The sequence below is a fragment of the Acuticoccus kandeliae genome, assembly GCF_003073115.1.
In genome coordinates, this window is sequence record NZ_QBBV01000001.1 from 1431647 (window position 1) to 1445700 (window position 14054).

Below are 14054 nucleotides of genomic sequence, written 5' to 3' on the forward strand. Positions count from 1 at the left end.
TGGACATAGCTTAGATGAAGAATCCGTTCGGGTCTTCGATCTCGACGCGTTGGGCGACATTGATGAGCCCCTTCACCGACCGCGCCACCACCCAGACCGCGATCAGCGGGTAGAGGAGGAGGCCGATCCCGACGAAGGAGAGGATGAGCGCCACGACATTCGCGGCGAACCCGATCCAGAAGGTCCGGACCTGGTAGGTGTAGTGCGAGGCGAGCCAGGCGGACGGGTTCGCCCGCAGCGCCTGGTGCGCGTAGAGGACGCCGATGATCGCGACCAGCGGCAGGGCGAGGCTCGCGAGATAGGCCGAGTAGATCAGCTTCACGTTCACGACGCTCGGCCGGACGCGGAAGAGGTCCCACGCCGCGCGCTTGCCGCCCGTCTCGCCGCCCGCGCTCTTCCCGTTCGTCGCGCCGGCATCCTTCGCGCCCGCCTTGGCCTTCGCACCCTTGCGCGGGGTTGCGGCCTCGACGGAGGGGGTCGTGTCGATGGCGGGGGGCGTTTCGGCCGGGACGGAGGCGGCGTCGGCGTGACCCGCGCGGCCGGCGGCGGGGGTCGCGCTCCGGCGCGCGGGCGGCGTCGACGGTGCCTCATCGCGCGCGTCGCCGCGCGCACCGACGCTCGGCACGCTGGACCCTGACCTCGGGCGGCGCGGTGTGTGCTCGTTCATCGCCGGAACAATGATCGTGGCCGTGTTAGCGTTGCGTCGACGTCGAAGCATCGCGTCATCCACCTTAACGTGCCATGCGGCCAGGGTTCAAAATAGTTTGTGGGTCGAAGGCGTTGCGCATCCGTTCGCTGAGCGCCTCGAGCGCCGGCGCCGTCGGCTGGAAGGTCGGAACGGCGCTGCGCAGCGAGGCGGGGGCGCGGATCAAGGTTGCGTGACCGCCGCCCGAGGCCATCACCGTCGCCCGGATCGCGGCCTCGCCACCGTCACCGACGGCGGGCGTCTCGATCCAGAGGAGCCCGCCAGCCCAGTCGAAGAGGATGCGGCTTCCGGGCGGGGCGGCGGCGGCGACCTCCGGCCCCGCCGTCGGTGCGACCGAGACGCGCCAGACGACGTGCGGCGTGCCGACGAAGGGGGTGACGTCCCGCACCGCGCGCCAGAGGGCGCGGGAGGCGTCGACCTCCAGCACCGACAGGCTGTGCTCTGCGAGGAGCTTGGAGAGATGGTCGCGCCGCGCGGCGACGGAGGGGCCGAAACCCTCGAGGCGCAGCGCCGTCACCGGACCGTCGATCCCGTCCGGCGCAACGTCGGCCGGCAGGTGCGCCGCGCCCGAGACGTCGCCGGAGGAGCCCATCGCGCGCGCCATCGCCGCGACCGCGCGCTCGGGGTCAAGCCCCGTGAGGAGGAGGGTGATCTCGGTCTCGGGGCGCGGGAGAACCTTGACGGTCAGCTCCGTCGCGACGGCGAGCGTCCCCCACGAGCCGCAGAGCGCGCGGGCGAGATCGTAGCCGGTGACGTTCTTCACGACGCGCCCGCCCGCCTTGAAGGTCTCGCCACGGCCGGAGACCGCGTGGACGCCCAGCATGTGGTCGCGCACGGCGCCGGCGGTGAGGCGGCGGGGGCCGGCGAAATTGGTCGCGAAGGTGCCGCCGAAGGTGGCGCCGCCATCGACGCCGAGGAGGGGGGAGAGGTCGGGCGGCTCGAAGGCGAACATCTGGCCCTTCGCCTCCATCGCCTCGGCGAGCTCGCGCATCGTGGTGCCGGGATGGAGGGTGAGGACGAGCTCCTCCGGCTCGTAGGCGACGATGCCCGCGTGACCGGAGACGTCGAGCGTGTAGGCGGTCTGGCGCGGCGGCGCGATGGCGCGCTTCGTCCCGTTGCCGACGATCTCGAGCGGCTCTTGGGCGCTGATCGCCCAGTTGATGGCCTCCTTCACCTCCTCGGAGGTGCGTGGCGTCAGCGTTCCGCCCAACCCTCAGTCTCCTCAACGCACATCTTCGCTCTTATCGGATTCGCGGGCCCGCGCCTTGTTCTTCGGGGCAGCGGGGCCGATCCCGGCGTGGATAAAGGGGCGCGCCGATCGAACGGGGCGCGCGCCATGCCGCTAGAAGCGGGGAATGTCGGGGAAGGGGAGCTTCCCGTGATGGACGTGCATCCGGCCGAGCTCGGCGCAGCGGTGGAGCGTCGGGAACACCTTGCCGGGGTTGAGGAGGTGGTTCGGGTCGAACGCGCACTTCACGCGCTGCTGCTGCTTGAGATCGTCCTCGGTGAACATCTCCGGCATCAGGTCCCGCTTCTCGACGCCGACCCCGTGCTCGCCGGTGAGGCAGCCGCCGACCTCGACGCACAATTTCAGGATATCCGCGCCGAACGCCTCCGCCCGCTCCAATTCGCCGGGGGCGTTGGCGTCGAAGAGGATGAGCGGATGGAGGTTGCCGTCGCCGGCGTGGAAGACGTTCGCGACGCGCAGCCCGTGCTTCTTGGAGAGCTCGGCCATGCCGTTCAGGACGCGCGGCAGCTCGCGGCGCGGGATCGTCCCGTCCATGCACATATAGTCCGGCGAGATGCGGCCGACGGCGGGGAAGGCGGCCTTGCGCCCGGCCCAGAAGGTCGCCCGCTCCGCCTCCGACTGCGAGACGCGCACGTGGCTCGCGCCGAACTTGCGGGCGATCCCCTCGACCCGCTCCAGGAGATGGTCGACCTCGACCTTCGGCCCGTCGAGCTCGACGATGAGGAGGGCCTCGACGTCGCGCGGATAGCCGGCGTGGACGAAATCCTCCGCCGCGTGGATCGCGGGCTTGTCCATCATCTCCATGCCGCCCGGAATGATGCCGGCGGCGATGATGGCGGCGACGCAGGCGCCCGCATCCTCGGTGTCGGGGAAGCCGACGAGGACGGCGCGCGCGGTCTCCGGCGCGCGCAGGATGCGCACCGTCACCTCGGTGACGACGCCGAGGAGCCCCTCCGAGCCGACCATGAAGGCGAGCCAGTCATAGCCTTCCTGGTCGAGATGCTTGCCGCCGATGCGGATGACCTCGCCCTCGATGGTCACCACCTCGAGGCCGAGAATGTTGTTGGTCGTGAGGCCGTATTTCAGGCAGTGCACGCCGCCCGAATTCTCCGCGACATTGCCGCCGATGGAGCAGGCGATCTGCGAAGAGGGGTCGGGCGCGTAGTAGAAGCCCTCGTGCGAGACGGCCTGGGTGATGGCAAGGTTGGTGACGCCCGGCTGCACCGTCGCGCTGCGGTTCGCGTAGTCGATGTCGAGGATGCGGTTGAAGCGCATCATGGACATCAGCACCGCGTCGCCGAGGGGGAGCGCGCCGCCGGAGAGCGAGGTGCCGGCCCCGCGCGGGACGACGCGAATCTCGTTCTCATGACAATAGCGCAGCACCGCTGCGACCTGCTCGACCGTCTCGGGCAGGACGACGACGAAGGGCATCTGCCGGTAGGCGGTGAGCCCGTCGGTCTCGTAGGCCCGCATGCCGGTCTCATCGTCCACCGTGCCCTCGCCGGGGATGATCGCGCGCAAGGCGGCGACGATCTCGGCGCGGCGGGCGAGCGTCGCCTGGTTGAGGGCCGGCATCGCCAGTCCGGACATCGTGGCCTCCCTTATCGTTGGTGCGAGGCTGACGCGGCGGCGCCGAGAAGGCAAGCGCGTCGGCCCTCGGTGCCCACATTGTGTATGGGCCCATCGTGACCGGGCCAGCCCGGCGCCCGCTCAGCCTGCGAACATCGCCGTGCGGCTCGTTTCGGCAGTCCAATATGTGACAAGTTGCGCCGCAACATTTGACGCGACGCAACATATCGGCCGCGATGCATCCGAAAATCTATGCGAACGATTGTGGAATGTCGAAACTCTATGGGAAGTGGCCCGGAGTTTGTTGCCACCTCCGCACCTTACGACTAGAACCCACCCTGAATTCAGGCCAGAGGAGAATTGGCGTGTCGGCGGCAGTTCAGCACACTCACGACATCGACCCGAACGCGAGCGGCGAGATCCCGCAGATCGACTTCGCGGAGCACGAGCGCACGTATGAGGCGTTCCTCAACGGCGCGAAGTGGACGATCATTCTCGTCGCGATCCTGCTCTTTGGCATGTTGTTCTTCCTCGTCTGACGACCTGCCCACTAACGACTCTCTCCAATGATTGGGGGCCAATTTGAAGATCGCCGTAGCCGCTGAAGCGGACGATACGCGCGTCGCCGCGACGCCCGATGTGGTGAAGCGCTATGTGAATGCCGGCGCCGAGGTCGTGATCGAGACCGGCGCCGGCGCGACCGCGCGCGTCACCGACCAGGCCTTCCAGGATGCCGGCGCGACGATCGCCGCCACCGGCGCCGACGCCGTCTCCGGCGCCGACATCGTGCTCACCGTACGCCGCCCGACCCCGATCCTCCTCGGCGCGATGAAGCGCGGGGCGATGGTCATCGGCGCGCTCGATCCCTATGGCGACGCCGACGGGCTGAAGGCGATGGCCGACGCGGGCGTCGCCGCCGTCGCGATGGAGCTGATGCCGCGCATCACGCGCGCCCAGTCGATGGACATCCTGTCGAGCCAGGCGAACCTCGCCGGCTACCAGGCCGTGATCGAGGCCGCGTCCGTGTTCGACCGCGCCTTCCCGATGATGATGACCGCCGCCGGCACGGTTCCGGCCGCGAAGGTCTTCGTCATGGGTGCGGGCGTCGCCGGCCTCCAGGCGATCGCGACCGCGCGCCGCCTCGGCGCCGCCGTCAGCGCGACGGACGTGCGCCCGGCCGCCAAGGAGCAGGTCGCCTCGCTCGGCGCGAAGTTCGTCGCCGTCGAGAACGACGAGTTCAAGCAGGCCGAGACCGCCGGCGGCTACGCCAAGGAGATGAGCGACGACTACAAGCGCCAGCAGGCCGAGCTCGTCGCCTCCCACATCGCCAAGCAGGACATCGTCATCACGACCGCGCTCATTCCGGGCCGTCCGGCGCCGAAGCTGATCTCGGCGGCGATGGTCGCCTCGATGCAGCCGGGCTCCGTGATCGTCGACCTCGCGGTCGAGCGCGGCGGCAATGTCGAGGGCGCGGTCGCGGGCGAGGTCGTCACCGTCGGCCCGACCACGATCGTCGGACACCTCAACGTGCCGGGCCGCATCCCGACCACGGCCTCGCTCCTCTACGCGAAGAACCTCTTCACCTTCGTGGACACCGTGCTGGTCGACAAGGAGACGAAGTCGTTCGCGCCGAAATGGAGCGACGAGCTGCTCACCGCGACGCTCCTCACCAAGGACGGCGCGCTCGTCCATGAACGCTTCGGTGGCGCCGCGCCCCAGAGCGCTGCCTGACAAGGACCTGCCATGAAAGCGTACGCACAAGAAGCGGCCGCCACCGCCGACACCGCAGCCCACGCGGCCGATGTCGCGGCCGAGGCCGTGTCCGCCGCGACGGGCGGGGCGATCGATCCGACGATCTTCCGCCTCTCCATCTTCGTCCTCGCGATCTTCGTCGGCTATTACGTGGTCTGGTCGGTGACGCCGGCCCTCCACACGCCGCTGATGAGCGTCACCAACGCGATCTCCTCGGTGATCGTGGTCGGCGCGCTGCTCGCGACCGGCGTCTCCTTCGCCGACGCCGAAGGCGCGATCTGGGCGAAGATCTTCGGCTTCCTCGCGCTGGTCCTGGCGAGCGTCAACATCTTTGGCGGCTTCCTCGTCACCCAGCGCATGCTGGCGATGTACAAGAAGAAGAAATGAGCGAGCGGACCAACCCGACCGCGGCCCGCGCCATGACGGGCCGCGCCGTTAGCCCTGCGATCGCACTCCAGGCCAAGGAAGTCACAGCGCGATGACCGCCAACCTCGCCGCCATCCTCTACCTCGTCTCGGGGGTTCTCTTCATTCTGGCGCTTCGGGGGCTCTCGCATCCGGAGACCTCCCGCCAGGGCAACTATTTCGGCATGATCGGCATGGGCATCGCCGTCGTGACGACGCTTGCCCTCGGCCTGCCCGACATCACCGGATGGGTGCTGATCATCGCCGGCATCGCGGTCGGCGGCGGCATCGGCGCGGTGATCGCCCGCCGCATCCCGATGACGGCGATGCCGCAGCTCGTCGCCGCCTTCCACTCGCTGGTCGGCCTTGCCGCCGTGTTCGTCGCCGCCGGCGCGCTCTACGCGCCCGAAGCCTTCGGCATCGGCCTCCCCGGCCACATCCACGGCGCCTCGCTCATCGAGATGTCGATCGGCGTCGCGGTCGGCGCGCTGACCTTCACCGGATCGGTCATCGCCTTCGCCAAGCTCGACGGGCGCATGTCGGGCAAGCCGATCATGCTGCCGGGCCGGCACATCCTGAACGCGGCGATCTTCATCGGCCTCATCGTGATGGTCGTGCTCTTCGTGCAGACCGACTCGGTGCTCGGCCAGCGCGGCTTCTTCTGGGCGATCACCATTCTCGCCCTGATCCTCGGCGGCCTCATCATCATCCCGATCGGCGGCGCGGACATGCCCGTCGTCGTGTCGATGCTGAACTCCTATTCGGGGTGGGCGGCGGCCGGCATCGGCTTCACGCTCGGCAACACCGCGCTCATCATCACGGGCGCGCTCGTCGGCTCCTCGGGTGCAATCCTGTCCTACATCATGTGTAAGGGCATGAACCGGTCCTTCATCTCGGTGATCCTCGGCGGCTTCGGCGGCGAGAGCGCGGGCCCGGCCGGCGATCTCGGCGATCGCACCGTGAAGCAGGGCTCGGCCGAGGACGCGGCCTTCATCATGAAGAATGCCGGCTCGGTCATCATCGTCCCCGGCTACGGCATGGCGGTCGCCCAGGCCCAGCACGCGCTGCGCGAAATGGCCGACACGCTGAAGGCCGAGGGCGTGGAAGTGAAGTACGCGATCCACCCGGTCGCGGGCCGCATGCCCGGCCACATGAACGTCCTCCTCGCCGAGGCGCAGGTCCCCTACGAGGAGGTCTTCGAGCTTGAGGACATCAACTCCGAGTTCGCGCAGACCGACGTCGCCTTCGTCATCGGCGCCAACGACGTGACGAACCCGGCCGCGCGCGACGACCCGTCCTCGCCGATCTACGGGATGCCCATCCTCGACGTCGACAAGTCGAAGACGGTCCTCTTCGTGAAGCGCTCGCTGGGGTCGGGCTATGCCGGCATCGACAACACGTTGTTCTACAAGGACAACAACATGATGCTCTTCGGCGACGCCAAGAAGATGGTCGAAGAGATCGTGAAGTCGCTCTGACCGCCCCGCGCGGCAGCAGCGAAACGGCCCCGGCGCACCCGCGCCGGGGCCGTTTTCGTATGGGCGTCCCGCCTCAGCGGGGGAGGCGGGCGGCGCTCAGCTGCTGGCCCTCGTTGCGCATGCAGTCCGGGTAGGTGCTGCGCAGCGTCGCGAGCGTCAGGAGGTGGAGCGAAGAGGCGAAGTAGGTCGTCGTGCGGTAGCGGCGGAGCGCCGTCGGGACGGGCCGGCCCCGCGCCGCGCAGGCCGCGAGCGCCGCGATCGCCCGGTAGCCGGTGTCGTTCATGTCCATCACCGCGCGGTCGGCGGCGAGGTCATAGTCCTTCGGCGCACGGTTGCCGCGCACGTTCCACGCATTGTCGAAGGGCGCGAAATACTGACCCGGCACGCGCCCGCCGAGCGCCATGTAGAGCGGGATCCGCACCGCGTCGTAGGAGGACTTGCGCGGCATGGCGGAGGCCGGGGCCATGAAGCGGTCGCGGCGCAGCGTGATCCAGTCCGGGGCAAGCCCCTCGCGCCCGGTGAGGGCGGCGAGCGTCATCTGCAGCCCGCTCTGCCACGCCTCACCCCAGGGGTGGCGATCGTCGATGGAATCGAACAGCAGGAACGCGCCGTAGACATAGTAGGAGAGGTTCACGACCGGCCCGTCGACATGATGGGGCGCCTCGAAGCCGAACATCGCCGGGCGCACGCGCACCACGCCATTCCGGTCATCGAGCAGGTGCCGGCCGATCGCGTCGATCAGCGGCATCGCGGTCTTCAGAAAGCGCGCGTCGTTCCACTTCACCGCAGCGACCGACAGCGCGTAGGCGATGAGGATGTCCCCGTCCGTCGCATTGTTCGTGTCGGCGATCGCCGGATATTGGCGCGGATCGTAGAGCCAAGAGATCAGCCCGTCGCCGCGCCGCATCCGCGCCATCGTGAAGCCGAGAATGCGCTCGAACGTCGCCCGGTCGTCGGCATAGACGGAGAGGAGAAGGCCGTAGCCCTGGCCCTCGCTGTGCGACACGCCGCCCTTCTCGCGATCGATCACGCGACCGGACCTGTCGATGAAGTTCGCGGCGTAGGCGCGCCACTCGGCAGCGCCGATGGTTGTCGCGACCGCCGGGGCCCCGAGGGAGCTGGCCGTCGACGGGGCAGGGGCGATGACCGTTGAAATAACCCCCGCGAGGATTGCCAGAAATGAGGTCCGACCGAATGCCTTGAAGACCATGATACACAACTCCACCACGCAAACTCATGGTGGAAACGCGGATCTCGTCGAAAAAGCGGACCGATTTCGGCGCGTCTCTCTGTATATCAGACTTATCTTCGAAGCTTCGATCTCTGCCTAACAGATGTGTTAATAGATAAATTGACGAGGGTGTAAATAAAGATCGCCGAAATTACAGGCGTCGTGCAATTTTACGGCTGATGTATTGTGGGGAGGCCTTGCCGACGATCGCGTCCGGCGCGCGAAGCGGGTGGCGGACAAGAAAACGCTCGCCACGAGGGCGAGCGCGGAGTTGGTCTGCAATGTCAGCCCCATAAGAACCAAATCCTGAGCAAAAATTCAACTGAAAGTTTGTTCGTTGTGTGGATAATTTCTGCGACCTGTATCGCCGCCCGGCTTGGTGAATGCGTCTGAGCCCGGCGCGTGTGGGATTCTGCGCGGCTTTGTGTCCTGTGCCGGGCAGCCGGCGGGGCCGTGCGGCCGGCGCCGGGCCGGGCCGCCGCGTCCGCGCGCGCGACCGGCGGTGGATCGCGGCGCCGTCGGCCACTGGCGGCGGCTTCCAAGCCTTGTTAACAAACGTGTGAGTGCGATCGCGCCCGCCCCCGGCGGTGCGTCGACGAGACCGACCGATGAGGCCAACCTGAGAACACCGCGCGCGCGGTGATGAAGTCGCTGATGCTCCTCCCGCCCGTCCCCACCGCCGATCATGCGAGACGGTGCCGCCAGCCGGCATCGGCGCGACGCGGGCTGAAATTCTCGGCAGCCTCGACTTTGGTGAAGCGTCTCTACCCGATGTTGAGACCGTCGGGGCGGAAGGCGCTTAGTATCAGGGAAAATGTTCCGAGTTTCTCTGAGGCCCTTGATGCGAATTGGATGATGGAAATTCCTGAGAATACTTCGTCAGGGAATTCCGGCGCGTTCGGTTGAAACCGGTCCGAAGGGCTGTGATCGTGCGCGGCGACAGGAATGCGGAGACGACATGACGACTGACCTTGCCATTGCCCAGCGCGCGACGCTGCGTCCGATCGGAGAGATCGCGGCCCGCCTGGGGCTCACGGATGACGACATCATCCCCTATGGCCGGGGCAAGGCGAAGCTCGCGAACCCGCCCTCGGGGGGCGATGGCAAGCTGATCCTCGTGACCGCGATCAGCCCGACGCCGGCGGGGGAGGGGAAGACCACCACCACCGTCGGCCTCACCGACGCGCTGCGCGAGGTCGGCGCCAACGCTGTCGCGTGCCTGCGCGAGCCCTCGCTCGGCCCCTGCTTCGGCGTGAAGGGCGGGGCGACCGGCGGCGGCTATGCGCAGGTGATCCCGATGGAGGACATCAACCTCCACTTCACCGGCGACTTCCACGCCATCACTTCCGCGCACAATCTCCTGTCCGCGATGCTCGACAATCACATCCACTGGGGGAACGCGGCCGGGATCGATCCGGGGCGGATCACCTGGCGCCGCGTGCTCGACATGAACGACCGCGCGCTGCGCAACACCGTCGTCGGCCTCGGCGGGCGGGCGAACGGGGTTACGCGCGAGACGGGCTTCGACATTACCGTCGCCTCCGAGGTGATGGCGATCCTGTGCCTTGCCCGCGACAAGGCCGACCTCCACGCGCGCCTCAGCGAGATCCGCGTCGGCGCGCGGGCCGACGGCTCGCTCGTGAAGGCGGAGGAGATCGGCGCGCCGGGGGCGATGGCCGCGCTCCTCAACGACGCGGTGCTGCCGAACCTCGTCCAGACGCTCGAAGGCACGCCCGTGCTGATCCATGGCGGCCCGTTCGCCAACATCGCCCATGGCTGCAACAGCGTGATCGCCACCAAGGCGGCGCTCGGCCTTGCCGACTATGTGGTGACCGAGGCGGGCTTCGGGGCCGATCTCGGCGCGGAGAAATTCTTCGACATCAAGTGCCGCAAGGCCGGGCTCGCCCCGTCCGCTGCCGTGGTGGTCGCGACGGTGCGGGCCTTGAAGATGCACGGCGGCATCCCGCGGGGCGAACTCCAGGCCGAGAATGTCGCCGCGGTGAAGGCGGGGGCCGCGAACCTCGTGCGCCATGTGGAGAACGTCAAAGGGTTCGGCGTGCCTGTGGTCGTCGCGATCAACCGCTTCACCGCCGACACCGAGGCGGAGCTTGCCACCGTCGCCGAATGCGTCGAGGCGCTCGGCGTCGAGGCGATCCTGTGCGAGCACTGGGCGAAGGGCGGCAAGGGCGCGACGGCGCTCGCCGAGGCGGTGATCGCGCTCGCCGCCGAGCCAAGCGAATTCTCCGTCCTCTACCCCGACCGCATGCCCCTCTGGGACAAGATCGAGACGGTCGCCCGCTCGATCTATCGCGCCGGCGAGATCGTCGCCGCGCCCGGCGTGCGCGAGCGGCTCTCGCAGTGGGAGGAGGCGGGCTTCCGCGATCTGCCGATCTGCATGGCGAAGACGCAATCCTCCTTCTCTGCCGATCCGACCAAGCTCGGCGCGCCGAAAGGCTTCTCGCTGCCGATCCGCGAGGTGCGCCTTTCGGCCGGCGCGGGCTTCGTCGTGGCCCTCACGGGCGAGGTGATGACGATGCCGGGCCTCCCGCGTCACCCGGCCGCGGAGCACATCGACGTCGTCGATGGGAGGATCACGGGGCTTTCATAGTCTGGCCTGATCATGTTGGTTATGTCTGCCGGAGCGAAATAAACGTGCGCGTCCGCCACCCGGCCCGGCGGACGCCGATAAAAATGGGAGCACGGTCGCCGTGACGGCGTTGAGATGAGCGTGACGAGCGCGCGCGCGGCGACAGGCGGGGCGGACATCGATCGGCAGCATCCGATCGCGTTCACGCTCGAAGGCCGGCCGCTCTCGGGCCTTGCGGGCGACACCATCGCCTCCGCGCTCCTCGCGAACGGCATCGCCGAGATCGCGGGCGTCTCCCTCCTCGGACCCGACGCCCCCGGTGCGCTCCTCTATGCGGACGGTCTCCCCCTCCAGGTCGACGTGCCGCTCGTCGCCGGGATCCGCCTCACGCAGGACCGTCCGGCCTCGCCGCGCCTCGTGACGCGGCGCAACTGGTTCGCCCGCCTCTTCGGCCGTGCGCCGAAGCCTGCTCCGGTGGTTGCCCCGCCGGCGCCGGAGCCCTCCGACCACGTCACCCTCCATGCCGACATCGTCGTCCTTGGCGCGGGTGCGGCCGGGCTCGCCGCAGCGCTGACGGCGGCGCGGGCGGGCGCGCGCGTCGTCCTTGCCGAGGCGAGCCCCGAGATCGGCGGCGCGCTGCGCACCCTCCCGCCGGAGACGCTGGTGGATGGGCGGCCTGCCGACGAACTCCTCACCCGCATCCGCTCCGCGCTCGACCAGCTCGACGCCGTCATTCTCACCGCGACCCTCGCGGTCGAGGATGACGGCGAGACCCTCACCCTCTACCGCCGCGCGGGGAGCGGGGGCGACCTCATCCGCGTCCACGCCGCCGAGCGCATCCTGGCGACCGGCGCCGCCGACATCCTCCCGGACGCGGCGGCGGAGATCCCCGGCGTGATGACGGCGCGCGCGGCGCTCGCCGCCACCCGCCGCTACGGCCTCGCCCCCGGCGCGCGGGCCTCCGTCGTCGCCGCCGGCCCGGTGGGGCGAGACGCCGCCGAGGCGCTGCGCGCGGCGGGGGTCGAGATCAATCTCATCGAAGACGCCGCGCTCGCCGGGACGGCGCGCGGCGGGCGCGAGCGCGACCTTGTGGTCATCGACGCGCCTGCCGCGCCCTATGCGGCGCCCGGCGCCACGCCCTGGCGGCTTGCCGGGGCGGCGGCGGGGGCGGCAAGCGTCGGCGCTGCGCTCTCCTCCGGTGCGGAGGTGGGGGCGGAGGCCGCCGGTGCGATCGGCTTCATGGCCGAGGCGCGGGCGATGGCCTGCCTTCCCGACTCCGAAGGCCCCACGCTTCTCGCCGAGCCGGTCCCGGCTCTCTCGGCGCCCGTGCCGGTGGGGGTCGCGGAGGGGCCGTTCACGGGGGCGCTCGCGACGCCCTTCCGCATCGGCCCCGCGGACGACTGGCACCGCCGCCGCGCCATCTTCGAGCGGGCGGGCGACTGGCTCGTCCCGTCCGCCTATCCGCGCGCGGGGGAGCGGGCCGAGGTGGCGGCGCTGCGCGAAGCCACGATCGTGCGCGAGATCGGCGGCATCTCGGACATCTCCGCCGGCGAGCGGTTCGAGCTGAAGGGCGGGGCGGCCGCCGCCTGCCTCGACCGCTGGACGCTCGCCGACGCCACCAACCTTGCCACCGGCGCCGTCATCAACACCTTCGCCGTCGACGAGGCGGGCCGGCTCGCCGCCCCCGTGCGCGTCCTCGCGATGGGGCCGGACCAGTTCGAGATCGCCTGCCCGCCGGGCGAGACGGGCCTGATGGACCGGCTCGGCGCGGAGGAAGGCGTCGCCGTCGCCGACCTCTCCGACACCGTCTTCGCCGTTGCCCTCTGCGGGCCCGACCATGACCGCCTCCTTGCCCGGATCGTGCGCGAGCCGGTGCCCCATCTCGCGCGGCAGACCGTCGCGTGGCTGCGCTTCGATGGCGGCGCGGTGCGTCTCGCGCGCGGCGCGGTCGTGGGGCGGAGCGGGGTCGAGATCGTGCTGCCTGCGCGCTTCGGCGCCACGGTGTGGGAGCGGATGGTGGAGGAGGCCGAGGAGATCGGCGCCACCGTCTTCGGCGCCGAGGCGATGCGCATCCTGCGCGTGGAGGACGGGCTCTTCGACATTCCGCCCGGCATGGTGATCGACCCGAGCGAGATCGGGGCGGGCTATGCGCCGATGCCGGCGGCGAACGGCGCGGCGCGCGCCCTCGTCGGCCTACTGCCGCAGGGACGCCATGCGCCCGCGATCGGCGACCGGGTGACGGGGCGCGCGGGTGCGCCCGTCGGCATCGTCGTCGCGAGCTGCCCCTCGCCGATCCTGAAGCGGCGCGTCGCGCTCGCCCTCGTCGAGGGGGGACGCACGCTTGCCGGGTCGACCCTCAGCGTCGCGCGCGCGGCGGGGCGGCCGATCAAGGTGCAGGTGGTCTCGCCGCGCCTCATGGAGGTCGACGCCTGATGCACCTCGCCTGGAACGCGCCGCTCGGCGGGCTGAGCCTCCACAACGCGGACCGCACGCTCGGCCTCGAGGAGGGGCCGCCGTCGAGCCTTCTCCTCCTGCGTGTCGGCGAGGCGGAGCGCGCGGCGGTGACGCAGGCGATCGGTGTCATGCTGCCGCGCATGGGCGTCGCCCATGTGGAAGAGCCCGCGCACGGGCCGATCCGGGGGAACACGCTCGCCGTCCTCGCGGCGGGGGAGCGCTACCTCATCAAGGCCGCGATCGGCCACGCCGATGCGATCGCGGCGGAGATCGCCTCCGCGCTGGCGGCGACGGAGCACCAGCTCGTCGACGTGACGCACGCGACGGCGACGCTGATCCTGTCGGGGACAGTGGAGCCGGTGCTGTCGCGCGTCTCGACGCTCGACCTGCGCGCCTTCCGGCCCGGCGATGTTGCGGCCGCGCCGCTCGCGCGCGTCCCGGCGACGCTGTGGCGGCAGGAGGACGGGTGCGAGATCTACGTCCCGGCCTCGCGCGCGCTCTTCGTGGCGGCGCACCTCGCGCGGGCCGGGCACGTGCTCGGCCTTCCGGCCCTCGCGCTCCCCGAACGGCAGATGGCGAACGACGGCGGCCTCGCGCGGGCATGAAAAAAGCCCCGCCGGTCGG

General features: G+C 70.0%; 11 protein-coding genes. 7 read left to right on the forward strand and 4 right to left on the reverse strand.

Features of this window, described 5'->3' with window-relative positions; translation table 11 throughout:
- Positions 1-10 precede the first annotated feature (10 nt).
- The 3 genes from DBV35_RS06565 to DBV35_RS06575 all read right to left on the reverse strand — a co-directional run bounded on the left by DBV35_RS06565 (position 11) and on the right by DBV35_RS06575 (position 3545).
- Positions 11-625, reverse strand: a complete 615-nt coding sequence (locus tag DBV35_RS06565) for a DUF4870 family protein (protein ID WP_108659388.1) — start codon at positions 623-625, stop codon at positions 11-13.
- A gap of 106 nt (positions 626-731) precedes the next feature.
- On the reverse strand, positions 732-1916 hold the full coding sequence (gene glcE, locus DBV35_RS06570) for a glycolate oxidase subunit GlcE (RefSeq protein ID WP_205648487.1): 1185 nt from the start codon (positions 1914-1916) through the stop codon (positions 732-734).
- Between the two features lie 132 nt (positions 1917-2048).
- The gene (locus DBV35_RS06575) at positions 2049-3545 is read right to left on the reverse strand and encodes an FAD-linked oxidase C-terminal domain-containing protein (RefSeq protein WP_108659389.1); all 1497 of its coding nucleotides are present in this window, start codon (positions 3543-3545) and stop codon (positions 2049-2051) included.
- A 344-nt stretch (positions 3546-3889) separates the two neighbouring features.
- Between DBV35_RS06575 and DBV35_RS30975 the strand changes: the two genes are divergently transcribed.
- The 4 genes from DBV35_RS30975 (at position 3890) to DBV35_RS06595 (ending at position 7158) form a co-directional block, all read left to right on the forward strand.
- Positions 3890-4063: an aa3-type cytochrome c oxidase subunit IV gene (locus DBV35_RS30975; RefSeq protein WP_205648488.1), complete on the forward strand. Its 174-nt coding sequence runs from the start codon at positions 3890-3892 to the stop codon at positions 4061-4063.
- Positions 4064-4106: 43 nt separating this feature from the next.
- Positions 4107-5255, forward strand: coding sequence for an NAD(P) transhydrogenase subunit alpha (locus tag DBV35_RS06585; RefSeq protein WP_108659391.1), 1149 nt, complete (start codon positions 4107-4109; stop codon positions 5253-5255).
- A gap of 12 nt (positions 5256-5267) precedes the next feature.
- Positions 5268-5663 carry a proton-translocating transhydrogenase family protein gene (locus DBV35_RS06590; protein WP_108659392.1) on the forward strand — a complete coding sequence of 132 codons (396 nt, stop codon included), beginning with the start codon at positions 5268-5270 and terminating at the stop codon, positions 5661-5663.
- Between the two features lie 91 nt (positions 5664-5754).
- The gene (locus DBV35_RS06595) at positions 5755-7158 is read left to right on the forward strand and encodes an NAD(P)(+) transhydrogenase (Re/Si-specific) subunit beta (protein WP_108659393.1); all 1404 of its coding nucleotides are present in this window, start codon (positions 5755-5757) and stop codon (positions 7156-7158) included.
- A gap of 73 nt (positions 7159-7231) precedes the next feature.
- Here DBV35_RS06595 and DBV35_RS06600 read toward each other — a convergent pair whose 3' ends face one another.
- The gene (locus DBV35_RS06600; RefSeq protein WP_108659394.1) at positions 7232-8368 is read right to left on the reverse strand and encodes a family 8 glycosyl hydrolase; all 1137 of its coding nucleotides are present in this window, start codon (positions 8366-8368) and stop codon (positions 7232-7234) included.
- Between the two features lie 979 nt (positions 8369-9347).
- On the opposite strand from DBV35_RS06600, the gene DBV35_RS06605 reads away from it, so the two are divergent.
- The 3 genes from DBV35_RS06605 to DBV35_RS06615 all read left to right on the forward strand — a co-directional run bounded on the left by DBV35_RS06605 (position 9348) and on the right by DBV35_RS06615 (position 14035).
- The gene (locus DBV35_RS06605) at positions 9348-10997 is read left to right on the forward strand and encodes a formate--tetrahydrofolate ligase (RefSeq protein WP_108659395.1); all 1650 of its coding nucleotides are present in this window, start codon (positions 9348-9350) and stop codon (positions 10995-10997) included.
- A 114-nt stretch (positions 10998-11111) separates the two neighbouring features.
- Positions 11112-13409 carry an FAD-dependent oxidoreductase gene (locus DBV35_RS31270; RefSeq protein ID WP_108659396.1) on the forward strand — a complete coding sequence of 766 codons (2298 nt, stop codon included), beginning with the start codon at positions 11112-11114 and terminating at the stop codon, positions 13407-13409.
- Complete coding sequence (locus DBV35_RS06615) at positions 13409-14035, forward strand: aminomethyltransferase family protein (protein WP_108659397.1); 627 nt, start codon at positions 13409-13411, stop codon at positions 14033-14035. Before DBV35_RS31270 ends, DBV35_RS06615 begins: the two co-directional genes overlap by 1 nt.
- The last annotated feature ends 19 nt before the right edge of the window (positions 14036-14054 follow it).

What these genes read in the sequence shown, in the direction of transcription:
- DBV35_RS06575 (WP_108659389.1), bottom strand. Translation starts at nt 3,545, where the DNA reads ATGTCCGGACTGGCGATGCCGGCCCTCAACCAGGCGACGCTCGCCCGC.
- DBV35_RS06590 (WP_108659392.1), top strand. Translation starts at nt 5,268, where the DNA reads ATGAAAGCGTACGCACAAGAAGCGGCCGCCACCGCCGACACCGCAGCC.
- DBV35_RS06595 (WP_108659393.1), top strand. Translation starts at nt 5,755, where the DNA reads ATGACCGCCAACCTCGCCGCCATCCTCTACCTCGTCTCGGGGGTTCTC.
- DBV35_RS06600 (WP_108659394.1), bottom strand. Translation starts at nt 8,368, where the DNA reads ATGGTCTTCAAGGCATTCGGTCGGACCTCATTTCTGGCAATCCTCGCG.
- DBV35_RS06605 (WP_108659395.1), top strand. Translation starts at nt 9,348, where the DNA reads ATGACGACTGACCTTGCCATTGCCCAGCGCGCGACGCTGCGTCCGATC.
- DBV35_RS31270 (WP_108659396.1), top strand. Translation starts at nt 11,112, where the DNA reads ATGAGCGTGACGAGCGCGCGCGCGGCGACAGGCGGGGCGGACATCGAT.
- DBV35_RS06615 (WP_108659397.1), top strand. Translation starts at nt 13,409, where the DNA reads ATGCACCTCGCCTGGAACGCGCCGCTCGGCGGGCTGAGCCTCCACAAC.